This window comes from Burkholderia cepacia ATCC 25416, assembly GCF_001411495.1.
GTDB classification, from domain to species: domain Bacteria; phylum Pseudomonadota; class Gammaproteobacteria; order Burkholderiales; family Burkholderiaceae; genus Burkholderia; species Burkholderia cepacia.
Genome location: NZ_CP012981.1, coordinates 666,247 through 682,137, shown reverse-complemented (window position 1 = coordinate 682,137; position 15,891 = coordinate 666,247). Strand labels below are relative to the sequence as shown.

General features: G+C 68.8%; 15 protein-coding genes. 10 read left to right on the top strand and 5 right to left on the bottom strand.

Annotation, left to right across the window (positions count from 1 at the left end; all coding sequences use genetic code 11):
- Position 1: 1 nt before the first annotated feature.
- The 4 genes from APZ15_RS03115 (at position 2) to APZ15_RS40670 (ending at position 3,547) form a co-directional block, all read left to right on the top strand.
- Positions 2–1,000 carry an ABC transporter ATP-binding protein gene (locus APZ15_RS03115; protein ID WP_021163769.1) on the top strand — a complete coding sequence of 333 codons (999 nt, stop codon included), beginning with the start codon at positions 2–4 and terminating at the stop codon, positions 998–1,000.
- Positions 997–2,013, top strand: a complete 1,017-nt coding sequence (locus APZ15_RS03110) for a peptide ABC transporter ATP-binding protein (RefSeq protein WP_021163770.1) — start codon at positions 997–999, stop codon at positions 2,011–2,013. The genes APZ15_RS03115 and APZ15_RS03110 overlap by 4 nt, the downstream gene beginning before the upstream one ends.
- Positions 2,006–3,151: a TraB/GumN family protein gene (locus tag APZ15_RS03105; RefSeq protein WP_049096980.1), complete on the top strand. Its 1,146-nt coding sequence runs from the start codon at positions 2,006–2,008 to the stop codon at positions 3,149–3,151. The genes APZ15_RS03110 and APZ15_RS03105 overlap by 8 nt, the downstream gene beginning before the upstream one ends.
- Before the next feature lie 99 nt (positions 3,152–3,250).
- Positions 3,251–3,547, top strand: coding sequence for a hypothetical protein (locus tag APZ15_RS40670; protein ID WP_138143292.1), 297 nt, complete (start codon positions 3,251–3,253; stop codon positions 3,545–3,547).
- 143 nt (positions 3,548–3,690) lie between these two features.
- Here APZ15_RS40670 and pxpA read toward each other — a convergent pair whose 3' ends face one another.
- The 3 genes from pxpA to pxpB form a co-directional block, all read right to left on the bottom strand.
- The gene (pxpA, locus tag APZ15_RS03100) at positions 3,691–4,455 is read right to left on the bottom strand and encodes a 5-oxoprolinase subunit PxpA (protein WP_027788905.1); all 765 of its coding nucleotides are present in this window, start codon (positions 4,453–4,455) and stop codon (positions 3,691–3,693) included.
- Positions 4,456–4,525: 70 nt separating this feature from the next.
- Positions 4,526–5,593, bottom strand: coding sequence for a 5-oxoprolinase subunit C family protein (locus APZ15_RS03095; RefSeq protein WP_027788906.1), 1,068 nt, complete (start codon positions 5,591–5,593; stop codon positions 4,526–4,528).
- Positions 5,590–6,246, bottom strand: a complete 657-nt coding sequence (gene pxpB / locus APZ15_RS03090) for a 5-oxoprolinase subunit PxpB (protein ID WP_027788907.1) — start codon at positions 6,244–6,246, stop codon at positions 5,590–5,592. The genes APZ15_RS03095 and pxpB overlap by 4 nt, the downstream gene beginning before the upstream one ends.
- Positions 6,247–6,394: 148 nt before the next feature.
- Between pxpB and APZ15_RS03085 the strand changes: the two genes are divergently transcribed.
- Positions 6,395–6,907 carry a winged helix DNA-binding protein gene (locus tag APZ15_RS03085; RefSeq protein ID WP_027788908.1) on the top strand — a complete coding sequence of 171 codons (513 nt, stop codon included), beginning with the start codon at positions 6,395–6,397 and terminating at the stop codon, positions 6,905–6,907.
- 96 nt (positions 6,908–7,003) lie between these two features.
- Here the strand turns inward: APZ15_RS03085 and APZ15_RS03080 are convergent, their stop codons facing one another.
- Positions 7,004–7,612, bottom strand: a complete 609-nt coding sequence (locus APZ15_RS03080) for a 5-formyltetrahydrofolate cyclo-ligase (RefSeq protein WP_049096978.1) — start codon at positions 7,610–7,612, stop codon at positions 7,004–7,006.
- Between the two features lie 8 nt (positions 7,613–7,620).
- Here APZ15_RS03080 and APZ15_RS03075 point away from each other — a divergent pair, with 8 nt between their 5' ends.
- From APZ15_RS03075 to APZ15_RS03060, 4 genes are all read left to right on the top strand, one after another.
- Positions 7,621–9,573 carry a lytic transglycosylase domain-containing protein gene (locus APZ15_RS03075; RefSeq protein WP_027788910.1) on the top strand — a complete coding sequence of 651 codons (1,953 nt, stop codon included), beginning with the start codon at positions 7,621–7,623 and terminating at the stop codon, positions 9,571–9,573.
- 288 nt (positions 9,574–9,861) lie between these two features.
- The gene (locus APZ15_RS03070; RefSeq protein WP_027788911.1) at positions 9,862–10,821 is read left to right on the top strand and encodes a complex I NDUFA9 subunit family protein; all 960 of its coding nucleotides are present in this window, start codon (positions 9,862–9,864) and stop codon (positions 10,819–10,821) included.
- 63 nt (positions 10,822–10,884) lie between these two features.
- On the top strand, positions 10,885–11,532 hold the full coding sequence (locus APZ15_RS03065; protein ID WP_027788912.1) for a glutathione S-transferase family protein: 648 nt from the start codon (positions 10,885–10,887) through the stop codon (positions 11,530–11,532).
- Complete coding sequence (locus APZ15_RS03060) at positions 11,529–12,770, top strand: multifunctional CCA addition/repair protein (protein WP_027788913.1); 1,242 nt, start codon at positions 11,529–11,531, stop codon at positions 12,768–12,770. Before APZ15_RS03065 ends, APZ15_RS03060 begins: the two co-directional genes overlap by 4 nt.
- 40 nt (positions 12,771–12,810) lie before the next feature.
- On the opposite strand, the gene APZ15_RS03055 is transcribed toward APZ15_RS03060, so the two are convergent.
- Positions 12,811–13,596, bottom strand: a complete 786-nt coding sequence (locus APZ15_RS03055) for a helix-turn-helix domain-containing protein (RefSeq protein WP_027788914.1) — start codon at positions 13,594–13,596, stop codon at positions 12,811–12,813.
- A 443-nt stretch (positions 13,597–14,039) separates the two neighbouring features.
- On the opposite strand from APZ15_RS03055, the gene APZ15_RS03050 reads away from it, so the two are divergent.
- Complete coding sequence (locus APZ15_RS03050) at positions 14,040–15,890, top strand: M24 family metallopeptidase (protein ID WP_027788915.1); 1,851 nt, start codon at positions 14,040–14,042, stop codon at positions 15,888–15,890.
- Position 15,891 lies beyond the last annotated feature (1 nt).

Genomic DNA, 15,891 nt, shown 5'->3' with positions numbered 1-15,891 from the left:
CATGAGCGAGAACCTACTGACCATCCGCAATCTCGCGGTGAACTTCAACGGCCTGCCCGCCGTCGACCGGATCAACCTGTCGATCGCGCCGGGCGAGGTGGTGGGCGTCGTCGGCGAATCGGGCTCGGGCAAGAGCGTGACGATGATGGCGCTGATGGGCCTGATCGACGCACCCGGCAAGGTGACGGCCGACGAGGTCACGTTCAACGGCGTGGACCTGCTGAAGGCATCGCCGAAAGCGCGCCGCAAGATCGTCGGCAAGGACATCGCGATGGTGTTCCAGGATGCGCTGACGAGCCTGAACCCGAGCTACACCGTCGGTTACCAGATCAAGGAAGTGCTGAAGCTGCACGAAGGGCTGCGCGGCGACGCGCTGCACCGGCGCGCGCTCGAACTGCTCGACCAGGTCGGCATTCCCGATGCGAAGAACCGCATCGCGTCGTTCCCGCACCAGATGTCGGGCGGGATGAACCAGCGCGTGATGATCGCGATGGCCGTCGCGTGCAACCCGAAGCTGCTGATCGCCGACGAGCCGACCACCGCGCTCGACGTGACGATCCAGGCGCAGATCATGGACCTGCTCGTGAAGCTGCAGAAGGAGCGCGGGATGGCGCTCGTGCTGATCTCGCACGACCTGGCCGTGGTGTCGGAAGTCGCGCAGCGTGTCGCGGTGATGTACGCGGGCGAGGTCATCGAGACCAATCGCGTGCCCGACATCTTCCGCGCGCCGCATCATCCGTACACCGAAGCGCTGCTCGCCGCGATTCCCGAGCACAATAAGGGGGCGCGTCGCCTTGCCGCATTGCCGGGCATGGTGCCGGGCCGCGATGATCGCCCGTCCGGGTGCCTGTTCGCGCCGCGCTGCAAGTACGTCGTCGATGATTGCCGCAAGGCGCGGCCGGCGCTCGATACGCTGGTGCCGGCCAACGATGCGATGCGTGCGCGCTGCATCAAGCCGCTCAATGTTTCCAACCTCGACCTGACGGGAGGTGCACGATGAATGCAGTCAATCAGACGCGTGCCACGCCGCACGACGAGGAAGCCGTGCTGGTGGCCGACGGCCTCGCGAAACACTATTCGGTGAAACGCGGGATGTTCGGGCAGGGTACGGTGAAGGCGCTGAACGGCGTGTCGTTCTCGCTGAAGCGCGGCAAGACGCTCGCCGTCGTCGGCGAATCGGGCTGCGGAAAATCCACGCTCGCGCGCCAGCTCACGATGATCGAGACGCCCACCGCGGGCCACCTGACGATCGACGGCAAGGACGTCGCCGGCGCGAACCGCGAGACGGTCGCCGACCTGCGCCGCCGCGTGCAGATGGTGTTCCAGAACCCGTTCGCGTCGCTGAACCCGCGCAAGACCGTCGAGCAGACGCTCTCCGAGCCGCTCGAGATCAACGCGAACCTGACGGCCGCCGAGCGCGCGCAGCGCATCGCGCAGATCATGCGCACGGTCGGCCTGCGGCCCGAACACGCGAAGCGCTATCCGCACATGTTCTCGGGCGGCCAGCGCCAGCGTGTCGCGATCGCGCGCGCGATGATCCTCGATCCGCGCATCGTCGTCGCCGACGAGCCGGTGTCCGCGCTCGACGTGTCGATCCAGGCGCAGATCCTGAACCTGTTCATGGATCTGCAGGAGCAGTTCAAGACGAGCTACGTGTTCATCTCGCACAACCTGTCGGTGGTCGAGCACGTCGCGGACGACGTGATGGTGATGTACTTCGGCAGCGTCGCCGAGCTCGGCGACAAGGCGACGATCTACGCGCGGCCGCGCCATCCGTACACGCGCGCGCTGATGTCGGCGACGCCGGCGATCTTCGAGGAAGACCGCCGCGTGCAGATCAAGCTGCAGGGCGAACTGCCGTCGCCGCTCAATCCGCCGTCGGGCTGCGCGTTCCACCAGCGCTGCCCGTATGCGGTCGAGCGCTGCCGTGCGGAGGAGCCGCAGCTGCGCGAGGTCGACGGCCGGCGCGTGGCCTGCCATCGGGCCGAGGAGGTAGGGGAGGCGAATGCCTGAAGCGTTGGCGGCGCGCGCGTCCGGCGTGCGCCGTGCGGGGGCAGGCGGCGCGCGCGTGATGCGCGCGTACCGCTACGCGCGGCGCTGGGGCGTGCGTACCGTCACGGGCGCCGCGCTGGCCGGCGCGTGCGTGGCGGCCAGCCTCGTGGTTCCCGTCGAATCCGCGCGCGCCGAAGGGCGCGCGCCGGCCACCTCACCGATCCATCCGTCGCAAGTCCCGCCGCCCGGCATGAGCCTGCCGGGCTTTCACGCACCCGCCGTGTCGAACGGCACGGTCGCGAGCGGCGCGGTGCGCGTGCAGCCCGCGCGCATGCCGTTCTACGTCGCGACCAAGGGGCGTGTCACGCTCTACGTGCTCGGCACGCTGCACACGGGCGATCCGTCCGATTACCCGAGCGCGCAGCCGTTCCGGCCGCGCATCCTCGCGGCGCTTGCCGCGTCGCCGACGCTCGCGCTCGAGCTGTCGCCCGACGACCTGCTCGAATCCCAGGACGACGTGTCGAAGTACGGCGTATGCCGCTACCCGTGCCTGCAGCGCCTGCTGCCGGATCCGCTGTGGCAGCGGCTCGCGGCGCGCCTGCGCGGCAACCCGGCCGCGCTCGCCGAGATCCGCAAGATGCGGCCGTGGCTCGCGGCGCTCGTCGTCGAGACCTACGATTCGCTGTCGGCCGGCCTGCAGACCGAGTACGGCACCGAGGCGCAGTTGCAGAACGTGTTCCTGAAGAAGAAGGGCGGCCGCGTGATCGGGCTCGAGACGCTCGCCGAACAGATGCGCGCGTTCACCGGGCTGACGCTCGCCGAGCAGCGCGAGATGCTCGCGCAGGACATGGTGCAGACGCCCGCACAGAACGCCGACGACATCAAGGCGCTGCACCGACTGTGGCGAATTGGCGACGCCGATGCGATCTCGGCGTGGGCCGTCGCGAAGAGCGAACGGCTCGCGCGTTCGAAGGTGTTGTCGGCGTCGATCGACAACAAGATCGTGTACGAGCGCAACCGCCGCTTCGTTGCACGGATGACGGCAATCGCCGCACCGAACCGGCCGCTGTTCGTCGCGATCGGCGCGCTGCATCTGGGCGGCCCGCGCGGCGTGCTCGAATTGTTGCGCCAGCAAGGATACCGGGTCGACGCGAACTGATCGCGCCCGACGGCCCGCACCGATCTTCCCCTGTTTGATTGGCCTCGCGCACCCGCGGCGAAACGCGTGCGCGTGGGCGGCAATCGATAAGGAAAACCCTTGAATCGTCGGAAAATAGCGTTTAAAACGATTGACATCCCGTTCCGCCAATATCTATTCTTCACCCCACAAGTTGAAAAAATGAAAAGAATAGATAAGTTCTACGGGGTAGCAGAAATAAGCGCGGGGTTAGCGTTGCCGGCACGTGAAGCACGTGCCGGCCGCGGAGTGTCTGCATGCACGGCGGGGCCAATCATCGTCGTACAAAACATGCATGCAGGCCGACTTGCAGATAAAGCAACGTTCCGTCGTCTGACCGGGGAATGCAGTGATCGGGCCGCGGCGGACGTTTTTTAATCCGGAAGATTTTTCCGGTCACCGTCGAAAGACGGTTTCGGGGGGCGAATCGACAGACGGCGAAGCCGCAGCGATTGCGCCAACGGAAAAGCGCCACGAGGGCGCTTTTTTCTTTTGTGCGACGGATCAGGCAGCCGGCCGGGTCACGTGCGTTCGTCGGCCTGCAGCATGCCGGGCGCGACGACGTCGACGCCCACCGCCTCGAGCGCGGCGCGAATCCGTTTCGCGAATACCAGCGCATGCGGCCCGTCGCCGTGCAGGCAGACGGTCTGCGCATTGAGCATCACCCACTCGCCGCCGATCGCACGCACCTGACGGCTGCGCACCATGTCGAGCGTGCGCGCGATCATCGTGTCTTCGTCGTCGATCAGCGCGCCGGGCTGGTTGCGCGGCACGAGCGAGCCGTCCGCGCGGTAGCCGCGATCGGCGAACACTTCCTCCACCGCGGCGAGCCCCGCGTGCCGCGCGGCGGCGACGAACACGCTGTTCGCGAGCCCGAAGACCGCGAGCGACGGATCGAAATCGCGGATCGCGGACACCACCGCATCGGCGATCATCGGGTCGCGTGCGGCCTGGTTGTACAGCGCGCCGTGCGGTTTCACGTGCGCGATGCGCCCGCCCTCGGCCTGCGCGATCGCCGACAGCGCGCCGAGCTGGTACAGCACGCCCGCGTAGATGTCGCCGGCCGGCAGCTGCATTTCCTTGCGGCCGAAATTCTCCGGATCGTGAAAGCTCGGATGCGCGCCGATCGCCACGCCTTTCTGCACGGCCCAGCGCACGCAGTCGCGCATCGCGTTCGCGCCGCCCGCATGCCACCCGCATGCGATGTTCGCGGACGTGACGAGGTCGAGCAGCGCCTCGTCCGAACCGCAGCCTTCGCCGAGATCGGCATTCAGATCGATTTCCATGGTGTTCCTCGTCCACTGATTGCGTGGCCCGTCCTTGCTGCTACTGCCTTCGGTACTGCTACCGCCATTGTCATGCCGCGCGCGACTGGGCGCGGCGGCGCGCTTCCTCGCGCATGTCGATCGCCACGTCGATCTGCCGCAGATAGGCACGTTCTGCGGCCAGGGCGGCGCGCGCGGCGTCGGGTGTCGTGCGCACGAAGCGGACCGGCAGGTTGAGCCGCGCCTGCGCGAGTTTCCACAGGTCCGCACGGATCACCGTGCCGATCTTCGGGTAGCCGCCGGTGGTCTGCGCGTCGTGCATCAGCACGATCGGCTGGCCGTTCGGCGGCACCTGGATCGTGCCGGGCAGCACCGCATGCGACAGCAGCTCGGCCGGCCGCTCGCGCACGAGTTCGACGCCCGCAAGCCGATAGCCCATGCGGTTGCTGTTCGCCGTGACGAGCCATTCCTCGTCCCAGAACGCCTGCTGTGCATCGGCGGCGAACGACGCGTAGTCGGGGCCCGGCAGCACGCGCACGGGCATCGCCCACGGCGCGTGCGCGGGGCGGTGGCGGCGCGGCGGCTCGTCGACGCGCGCGAACGCGCACCACGCCGGCGCCTTTACCCCGAATTCGGGCGCATCGGCCGCGAGGCAGCCCATCCCGGCCGGAAGCACGCCGACCGGGAGGCGATCGCCGTCGCGCAGCGCGCGGCCGCCGAGGCCGCCGAAGCGCGACGCGAGATCGGTGCTGCGCGAGCCGAGCATCGGCAGCACGTCGATGCCGCCGGCGATGCACAGGTAGCCGCGCATCCCGCGTTTCGCGGCCGGCAGCACGAGCGTCTGCCCGGCCTCGACCGGCAGGCTCCACCACGAATATACGCGCCGGCCGTCGAGCGTGGCGCCGAACTCGGTGCCGGTGATCGCGATGCGGGTCGCGCGCGTGAAGCGGAAGGCGGCCGGGCCGATCGTGATTTCGACGGCCGCCGCGTCGGGACGGTTGCCGACCAGCCGGTTGCCGACCTCGAGCGCGAGGCTGTCGAGCGCGCCGCCCTGCGCGACGCCGAGATGGCGCGTGCCGCGGCGGCCGAGATCCTGCACGGTGGACAGCGGGCCGGCCCGCACCACCTCGATGGTGCCCGGTGCGTTGCTCTGGGTCATCGCGCGTCGACTCCCGCAATGGTGAAGCGCACGCGGTCGCCGGGCAGCAGCAGCGTCGGCTGCGGCCGCGCCGGATCGAACAGCACGTGCGACGTGCGGCCGATCAGTTGCCAGCCGCCGGGAGACGTGGCCGGGTAGATGCCTGTCTGTGCGCCGCCGATGCCGACCGAGCCGGCCGGCACTTCGAGGCGCGGCGCCGCGCGGCGCGGCGTGTGCAGCGCGGCATCGAGCCCGCCGAGATACGCGAAGCCCGGCTGGAAGCCGACGAAGAACACGACGTAGGCGCCGGCTGCGTGGCGCGCGACGACCTCGTCGGCCGACAGGCCGGTATGGGCGGCGACGGCCGCCAGGTCGGGGCCGGCGGCGCCGCCGTACTCGACCGGGATTTCGACCTCGCGACCGTCCGCATGCTCGACGTCGGCCGTCTCCCACGCGTCGCGCAGCGCCGGCGTGAGCGCCCCGGCCGTCGTGGCGAGCGCGTCGAACACGATCGTCAGGTTGTTCATGCCGGGCACGACGTCGACCACGTCGGGCCACGCGCGCGCGACCTCGGCAACGGCCCAGACGCGGCGCTGGCAATCGAGCGTGGCGGGCGGCGGCACCTCGCAGACGAGGGCGGCATCGCCGAGCGGATAAATGCGGGGTTGCGTCATCGGACTGGCACGGTTCGGACGGCAATGTTAGCGCACATTGTCAATAAAATATCGACAACTTCCCAATAAGCGTTTTCGCCTAGCCCGGATGTCCGGGCTTCTGGCGTACACTCGGCACACCCTGTCATCCGGCTTGCTCCGTCTTTACATGAAGCGTCCTGCGACCAAGATCGTGTCATCCGAACACCTCGTTTCCGATTCGAGCGCGGAGCTGTCGGAGCTCGAATACGGGCTCATCATGGCAGGCAACGCGTTCAACCGGTGGATGGTGCGCTGCATGTCGGCGGCCGGCGCGAAGGACATGACGGCGGTCGAGGTGTCGCTGCTGCATCACGTCAGCCACCGTGAACGCAAGAAGAAGCTCGCCGACATCTGCTTCGTGCTCAATATCGAGGATACGCACGTCGCGACCTATGCGCTGAAAAAACTGATCGCCCGCGGCTATGTGAAGAGCGAGAAGAACGGCAAGGAAGTGTTCTTCTTCGCGACCGACGCGGGCCGCGACCTGTGCCTGAAGTACCGCGAGGTGCGCGAGCACTGCCTGATCGAGACGCTGAAGGACAGCGGGCTCACCAACGAGCAGATCGGCGACGCGGCGCAGTTGCTGCGCAACGCTTCGGGGCTGTACGACACGGCCGCGCGCGCGGCGGCGTCGCTGTAAGCGGTTGGACCGGGGTCGGGCCGGGGTTGCGCCGGCGGTGGCGCGCGGCAATGCGCTGACGGGCGTGCGACGACGGACGCCGCGCCGCCCGCCGCATTATCCGGCGGCCGGGTAGAGCGCGCCGTCGGTCACGATCCAGCGCAGCGCGAGATCGTGCGCTTCGGCCGGCAGTGCGTCGACGCGGCACGCTTCATAGGCGATGCCGACCGTCACGGGCGGCTGGCTGCCCGGCCACGCGGCGAGCGTGCGGTCGTAATAGCCGCCGCCGTAGCCGAGCCGGTAGCGCTGCGGATCGAATCCCACACAGGGAATCAGCAACAGGTCGGGCACGACGACGATTCCCGACGCCGGTTCCGGAATCCGGTGATGGCCTTCGCGCATCGGCGTATGCGTGTCCCATGCATGGAACTCGAGCGGCGTGTGCCGCTCGCCGATCACGGGCAGCGCGGCGCGCCGGCCGGCACCGGCCGCGCACCAGGCGAGCACCGCATCGCGCGCGTCGAATTCGCCCGGCAGCGGCCAGTAGAACCCGACCGTGCGCGGCGCGAGCCGCTCGAGCAGCGTGCGCAGCCGCGCGTCGAGCGCGGCGTTCGCGGCGGGTTGCGACGCGGCGTCGCGACGCGCGCCGGACAGCGTTTTGCGTAGCGCAACCTTCGGGTTCGGCACAGGGTTGCGTGCTATGCTTTCGCTCACTTCGTGCTCCATTCAAAACGATGTCGAACAGCCTTTTCCGAGTATATCGCGCGGTCGCGCTGACGCTTTCGGCCACCGCGCTCGTCGCGGGCACGGCCGCGTGCGCCGCACCGAACGACGATACGGTCTCCGGGGACGACCAGACCTTCGTGCAGCTTCGTGAAGCCGCGCGCCGCAACGACGCCGCGAAAGCCGCGCAGCTCGCGTCGATGATTCCGAACTATCCGGTACCGTCCTACGTCGAGTATTTCCAGATCAAGCCGCAGCTGTTCGATTCGACGGGCCGCGCGCGCGTGGATGCGCCGGACGCGCCCGTGCAGTCGTTCCTGCAGCGCTACGACGGCCAGGCGATCGCCGACCGCCTGCGCAACGACTACCTGCTCGTGCTCGGCGCGCGCCACGACTGGCGCAACTTCGACGATCAATACAAGCGCTTCGTGCTCGACGACGACACGCAGGTCAAGTGTTATGCGCTCGAATCGCGCGCGGCGCGCGGCGAGAACGTCGCCGATGCGGCACGCGCGCTGCTCGTCGAGCCGAAGAATTACGGCGACGCATGCGTCGACCTGATCACCGCGCTCACGGTCAACCAGCAGTTCACGAGCGACGACGTATGGCAGCAGGCGCGCCTCGCGTACGAGCAGAACTACACGACGCTCGGCGGCAAGATCGTCGACGCGCTCGGCGCGCGTCCGGTCGGCTTCGACCAGGCGACGAGCGCGCCGCCGCTGTACCTCGCGCGCGGCGTCGGCCCCGACGCGACGTCGCACCAGCTTGCGCTGATCGCGCTCGGCCGCATGGCGCGCAACGATCCGGACGCGGCCGCCGGCATGCTCACGACGGTCGCGCCTTCGCTGACCAAACAGGAGCAGGCGATCGCGTGGGGCGCGATCGGCTACCAGGGCGCGATCAAGCGCTCGCCGCTCGCGTCGGTCTGGTATGCGAAATCCGCGAATGCGCCGCTGTCGAACCCGGGCTACGAATGGCGCACGCGCGCCGCGCTGCTCGCCGGCAACTGGCCGATGGTGCGCTGGTCGATCGAGCAGATGCCGCCGTCGCTGCGCGACGATCCGGCCTGGATCTACTGGCATGCGCGCGCGCTCAAGCAGAGCGGCGACACGCTGCAGGCGAACCAGGAATTCGAGCAGGTCGCCGGGCAGTACAACTTCTACGGGCAGCTCGCCGGTGAAGAGCTCGGCCAGCGCACGACGATCCCGCCGCGCACGAAGGTGAGCGACGCCGAGATCGACGCGATGGGCAAGATTCCGGGCTTCGCGCTCGCGCAGCGTTTCTACGCGCTGAACCTGCGCCTCGAGGGCAACCGCGAATGGAACTGGCCGCTGCGCGGGATGACCGATCGCCAGCTGCTCGCGGCCGCCGAGTACGGCAAGCGCGTCGACCTGCTCGACCGCACGGTCAACACGGCCGACCGCACGAAAGCCGAGCACGATTTCACGCTGCGCTACCCGTCGCCGTACCGCAACATCGTCGAGCGCTACGCGCAGTCGACGGGCCTCGACACCGAATGGGCGTACGGCCTGATCCGCCAGGAGTCGCGCTTCATCACGAGCGCGCGTTCGTCGGTGGGCGCGGGCGGCCTGATGCAGCTGATGCCGGCCACCGCGCAGATGGTCGCGAAGAAGCTCGGCCTCGGCACGATCTCGCGCACGCAGATGCACGACATCGATACCAACATCCAGCTCGGCACCTGGTATCTGGCGGACATCTACAACAACTTCGACAGCTCGCCGGTGCTCGCCACGGCCGGCTACAACGCGGGCCCGGGCCGGCCGCGCCAGTGGCGCCAGGTGTTGACGCAGCCGGTCGAAGGCGCGATCTTCGCAGAAACGATTCCGTTCAACGAGACGCGCGACTACGTGAAGAACGTGCTGTCGAACACCGTTTATTACGCGGCGCTCTTCGAGGGCAAACCACAGTCGTTGAAGAAGCGTCTGGGCATGATCTCGCCCTGATCCGCACTCTTCACACTGCCGCGCGAGACGCGGCAGTGTTCAAGGGGCTGTTCACGCTAATAACGGGCTTGCGAACGTGCCTTGCCGGCCGCAATGCGGCCGGCAAGGCACGTTCGCCTGTTTGGAAAAAAATCATGCGTGGGGCTGACCCCCGGAAGGGCCGATCGCCGCGTCATGCTCCTCGCGAATACGTCGAGTATTCGTTTCGTCGCAATCCTTGCGCTCGGCCCTTCTGGGGGCCAGCGCAAGCCCGTTATTAGCGTGAACAGCCCCTTAGAGGTCCCGACCATGGATCGCCAGACCGTCGCGCTGCTGGGCGGCACCGGCTTCATCGGCAGCCGGCTCGTCAATGCGCTGATCGACGCCGGCAAGCAGGTACGGATCGGCACGCGCCGGCGCGACCACGCGCGCCACCTGCAGATGCTGCCGGTCGAAATCGTCGAGCTCGAAGCGCTCGACACGCGCACGCTCGCGCGCTTCGTCGCCGGTGCGCACGCGGCGATCAACCTCGTCGGCGTGCTGCACGGCGGCCGCGGTACCCCGTACGGGCCCGGCTTCGAGCGCGCGCACGTCACGCTGCCGGCCGCGCTCGCGACCGCCTGCACCGAGGTGGGCGTGCAGCGCGTGCTGCACATGAGCGCGCTCGGCGCCGATTCGCATGGCGCGAGCATGTACCAGCGCTCGAAGGGCGACGGCGAGGCCGCGCTGCATGCGATCGCGGCGACCGATTCGCTCGCGCTGACGATCTTCCGCCCGTCGGTCGTGTTCGGCCCCGGCGATGCGTTCCTCAACACGTTCGCGAACCTGCAGCGCACGATGCCCGTGCTGCCGCTCGCGATGCCCGACGCGCGCTTCCAGCCCGTGTTCGTCGGCGATGTCGTGCGTGCGTTCGTCAACACGCTGGATCTCGCGGCCGCGCACGGCAAGACCTACGAACTCGGCGGCCCGACCGTCTACACGCTCGAGCAGCTGGTGCGCTATTGCGGCACGCTGGTCGGCCGGCAGGCACGCATCGTGCGGCTGCCCGACGCGCTCGCGCGGCTGCAGGCGAGCGTGTTCGAATGCCTGCCCGGCGAGCCCGTGCTCACGCGCGACAATCTCGCGACGATGTCGGTGCCGAACGTGCTGTCGGGGCCGCTCGCGCCGGAGCTCGGGATCTCGCCCGCGAGTCTCGAAAGCATCGCGCCCGCGTATCTCGGCCAGGCCGCGCAGCGGTCCCGGTTCGACTGGTTCCGCTCGCGCCGCTAGGCCGGCCCGGGTGCCTTCGTTCGGCTTCGTCCTTTTCACCTTCTCGTTTTCCGGAACACCGTCATGAAACTCGTCATTGGAGACAAGAACTACTCGTCGTGGTCGATGCGTCCGTGGCTGCTGCTCGCGCATTTCGGCATCCCGTTCGACGAGATCGCGATCGAGCTGCGCCACGACGACACGGCCGCACGCATCCTCGAGTATTCGCCGTCCGGCAAGGTGCCGTGCCTGATCGACGACCACGGCGTCGCGATCTGGGATTCGCTCGCGATCGCCGAGACGCTCGCCGAACGCTATCCGCAGTTTCCGATGTGGCCGGCCGATCCGCTCGAGCGCGCGCATGCGCGCTGCGTCGCGGCCGAGATGCATGCGGGCTTCGCGGCGCTGCGCACGCAGATGGGCATGAACGTGCGTGCATCGATGCCGGGGCGCGGCGCGACGCCCGATGCGCTCGCCGACGTCGCGCGCATCGACGCGTTGTGGAGCGCGTGCCTCGAGGCGTCGGGCGGGCCGTTCCTGTTCGGCGAATTCGGGATTGCCGATGCGATGTACGCGCCCGTCGTGATGCGCTTCAACACGTACGCGCCGGGCCTGTCGCCGGACGCGGCCGGTTATGCGGCCCGCGTGACGGCGCTGCCGGCCGTCCAGCGCTGGATCGACGCCGCGCGCCGTGAAACGAACGTGATCGCCGAATTCGAACCGCAGCCATGAACATCTACGCTGTAGGCGGTGCGATCCGCGACGAATTGCTCGGCGTGCCCGTGCAGGACCGCGACTACGTGGTGGTAGGCGCGACCCCCGAGCAGATGGCCGCGCAGGGTTTCCGGCCGGTGGGCAAGGATTTCCCGGTCTTCCTGCATCCGCGGACGCAGGAGGAGTACGCGCTCGCGCGCACCGAGCGCAAGACGGCGGCCGGTTATCACGGCTTCCAGTTTCATTACGCGCCGGATGTGACGCTCGACGAGGATCTCGCGCGGCGCGACCTGACGATCAACGCGATGGCGCGCGAGGTGAGCCCGGAGGGCGAGCTGGTCGGGCCCGTGATCGACCCGTTCGACGGGCAGGCCGACCTGCGCGCGCGCGTGTTCCGCCATGTGAGCGATGCGTTCGTCGAGGATCCGGTGCGGATCCTGCGCATCGCGCGCTTTGCCGCGCGGTTCGCGGACTTCACGGTCGCGGACGAAACGCTCGCGCTGATGCGGCGGATGGTCGACGCGGGCGAGGTCGATGCGCTCGTGCCCGAACGCGTCTGGCAGGAAATCGCGCGCGGGCTCATGGAGGTGAAACCGTCGCGGATGTTCGCGGTGCTGCGCGAGTGCGGCGCGCTCGCGCGCATCCTGCCCGAAGTCGATGCGCTGTGGGGCGTGCCGCAGCGCGCCGACTACCACCCGGAGGTCGACACCGGCGTGCACGTGATGATGGTCGTCGACCATGCGGCGAAGCAGGGTTATTCGCTGCCGGTGCGCTTCGCGGCGCTCACGCACGATCTCGGCAAGGCGACGACGCCTGCCGACGTGCTGCCGCGCCATATCGGCCACGAGGGGCGCAGCGTCGACCTGCTCAAGCCGTTGTGCGAACGGCTGCGCGTGCCGAACGAATGCCGCGATCTCGCGCTCGTGGTCGCGCGCGAGCACGGCAACCTGCATCGCGTGATGGAGATGGGCGCGGCCGCGCTGGTGCGGCTGTTCGAGCGCAGCGACGCGCTGCGCAAGCCGGCGCGTTTCGCCGAGATGCTGCAGGCGTGTGAATCGGATGCGCGCGGGCGGCTCGGGCTCGATACGCAGCCGTATCCGCAGGCCGAGCGGCTGCGCGTCGCGCTCGCGGCCGCGCGCAGCGTCGACGCCGGCGCGATCGCGCGCGGCATCGGCAACGACACGGAGAAGATCCGGGAAGCCGTGCATCGCGCGCGGATCGAGGCCGTCGCGCAGGCGCTCGAGATCGGCGAATAACGGCGGCGGGAAGGGCGCGCGTCGCGCGCCTGCAAAGCCGTTACGGCTTCTTCTTGCGTGCCGGCTTGGCTGCCGCCACGCGTTTGCCGGCGGCCGCGCGCGGCTTGGCTGCCGCCTTCTTGTCCTTTTTCACGGTGCCGGCGGCACGATCGCGATCCGCCCGTTCGGGCGCCGGCCCGCGGCGGCCCGTGCGCGGTTCGCCCGCCGCGGCGCGCGCGACGGGGGCCGGTTTCGCGGTGTCCATCGTCGCGGACACGAACCCGGCGCGACGGTCGTCGAACAGCGGCAGCGTGCCGACCGCGATCACCTCGGCCGGCCCGTCGCCCACGTTGGCGACCCGATGCCGCTTGCGCGCATCGAAGTGCAGCGAGTCGCCGGGCGACAGCGGGTAGTTCTTCCTGCCGATCGTGAAGCAGATCCGGCCGGCCAGCACGTACACGAATTCGTCGCCGCCGTGCGCCACCCATTCCGAGCGGTAGCCTTCCATCATCCGCACCTTGAGCGCGTTGATCTGGCTGCCGTCGAACGTGGTGGACAGGCGTTCGTACCATTGCGACGTGGCGTCGAGCGCGTACGCCTTGCGGCTGCCCTCGTGCGAATCGGGCTGCGCCTGGCGCGGCTGGTCGATCAGCGCGCCGAGCGGCACGTCGAGCGCCTTCGCGACGTTGACGAGCGACGACAGCGAGATGCCCGTGAGATGGCGCTCGACCTGGGACAGGAACCCGACCGACAGTTTCGCTTCGGTCGCGACTTCCAGCAGCGTCTTCTTCGCTTCCCGGCGCAGGCGGCGAATGCGCTGGCCGATACGCATGATGTCTGAATCCATGAATCTCTTTCGCGGCAACGAATCGGGAGGCGGGCGGACGGGCGGTGCAGTCGCCGGACAGGGAATTCCGCGCACCGCACGAAGCACGGCCGCCGGGGCGGCGATGCCGGCGCATTGTACCGCGCGGTGCCGCCGGACGAACGCCCGCTGTGCAGGGATCCGCAAGCGTCATGCCGATTTTAGCCCTACGAAAATTTCAGCTTGACCTCGATTTCAGCGTGCTCTAGATTCTGTCGCGCGCATCAAAAAAAGTTAAGTGAGACGAAAATTTTTTTAAGGGCCTGCCGCTGGGACGGTACGGCGGCCCGGCGTCGTGCCGCGCCGGGTCGTGCGTCGACCGTGCAGCGGCGCAGGGCCGCGTCAGGCCTGCTTCAAGCCTGCTTTGGGCCTGTACCCCGCCGCGTCACCGCCGGCCGCCGACAACAATGCATAACGGGCTTCCGATGATCGATCGACTGAAATACAGCTTCTCCGGCCTTCCCCCGTACGACGCGTCCGTCGTCGACACGCAGGCGGGCCTGTCGCGCCTGCTCGACGCCGCGCGGCTCGACGCGGTACTGGTCACGTCGCAGGACGAATACGTGACCGAGTACCTGCCGCGCAGCAACAACCCGCGTTATGCGCTGTCGGGCTTCGACGGTTCGGCCGGCTGCGGGATCTTCCTGAGCGCGGCGACCGCGCAGGCGCTCGGCATGCCGCCATTCGTGCTGTTCGTCGACGGTCGTTATCACCTGCAGGCCGAGCAGCAGTGCGATCCGGCGCGCGTGCGCATCGAGAAGCTCGGGATGAACGTGACGATCTGGCAGGCGATGGCCGACTGGCTGGTCGCGCACGGGAGCCGGCTCGCACGGGTCGGCTACGACGCGCGGCGGATCAGCGTCGCGCAGCGCGATCGCCTGTTCGAGCAGACGCAGGCCGCGTCGCTCGACTGGACGAGTCTCACCGATCGCGAGATCGACCTCGCGATCGCGTTGCCGGGCTGGGTCGTCGAGCGGCCGATCTTCGAGGTGCCGGAAGCGATGACCGGCCTGAGCGTTGCGCAGAACCTCGACGCGCTGAGCCGCAAGCTCGCCGCGCATACCGGCGCGCCGGACGGCAGGACCGCCTTCTTCACCTGCGCATCGGACGACCTCGCGTATCTGCTGAACAGCCGCGGTTATCACATCCCGAATGCGTCGTCGCACCTCGGCTTCCTGTTCGCGGTGGGCGGGCAGGTGGCGTTGTTCCTGCCGGAAGGCTGCGATCGCTGCGAGGTCACGCTCGAGTCGTATCCGGCGCTGCACGTGATCCGGCGCGATGTCGCGGCGCTCGAGCGCTTTCTCGCGCCGTTCGCGGTCGATCACGTGTGCTACGGCTTCGAATCGGTGAACTGCGCGCTCGTCGACGCGGTGAAGCGGGTATGGCCGCAGGCGCGGCATGCCGATTTCAACCCGGTCGAGGCGATGCGGGCCGGCAAGACGCCGGCGGTGCTCGACCGGTTCCGCGACGCGTTTGCGCGCAGTTCCGCGGCGATCGCCGAGACGATGCGCTGGGCGAAGACGGGCGAGCCGGGCGTGCGCCATACCGAATACGACCTGGCGCGCGCGATCAACGATGCATACGCCGCGCGTTCGGCGGTTGCGCTGACGTTTCCGTCGATCGCCGCGAACGGCGCGAACAGCGCGTTCGCGCATTACACGGCGGCGAGCGCCGACGTCGAGCTGACGGAAGGCGAACTCGTGCTGCTCGACAGCGGCGCGTATTACGAAGCCGGCTTCGCGACGGACTGCACGCGCGTGGTGCTGCGCCGGACGCACCCGGATACGGTCGCGCAGCCGTGGCAGCGCGAGATCTACACGGTCGCGCTGAAGGCCTGCATCAAGGGGCTCGTCACGCGCTTCCCGAGCACGGCAAAGGGCGGCGACGTCGATGCGCTCGTGCGGCAGGTGTGCCGCGATCACGGCCACGATTTCGGCCACGGCACCGGGCACGGCGTCGGGATTCACGTGCACGAGGGCGGCGTGCGGTTCGCGCCGGGCGCGCAGTACGGGCTCGTGCCGAATGCGGTGATTTCGGTCGAGCCGGGCATCTACCTGCCGGGCAAGGGCGGCGTGCGGATCGAGAACATCGTGATCATCCGTCAGGACGACGCGCAGCCGGACACCGTGACGTTCGAGAACATCGTGACGGTCGGCTACGACTGGGACCTGATCGATCTCGACCTGCTGGACGACGACGAGCGCGCATACCTGCGCGACTACGAGCGGCTGTGCGTCGAGCGCGGCACGCAGGTCACCGCGTGTCCGCTGCTGTAGG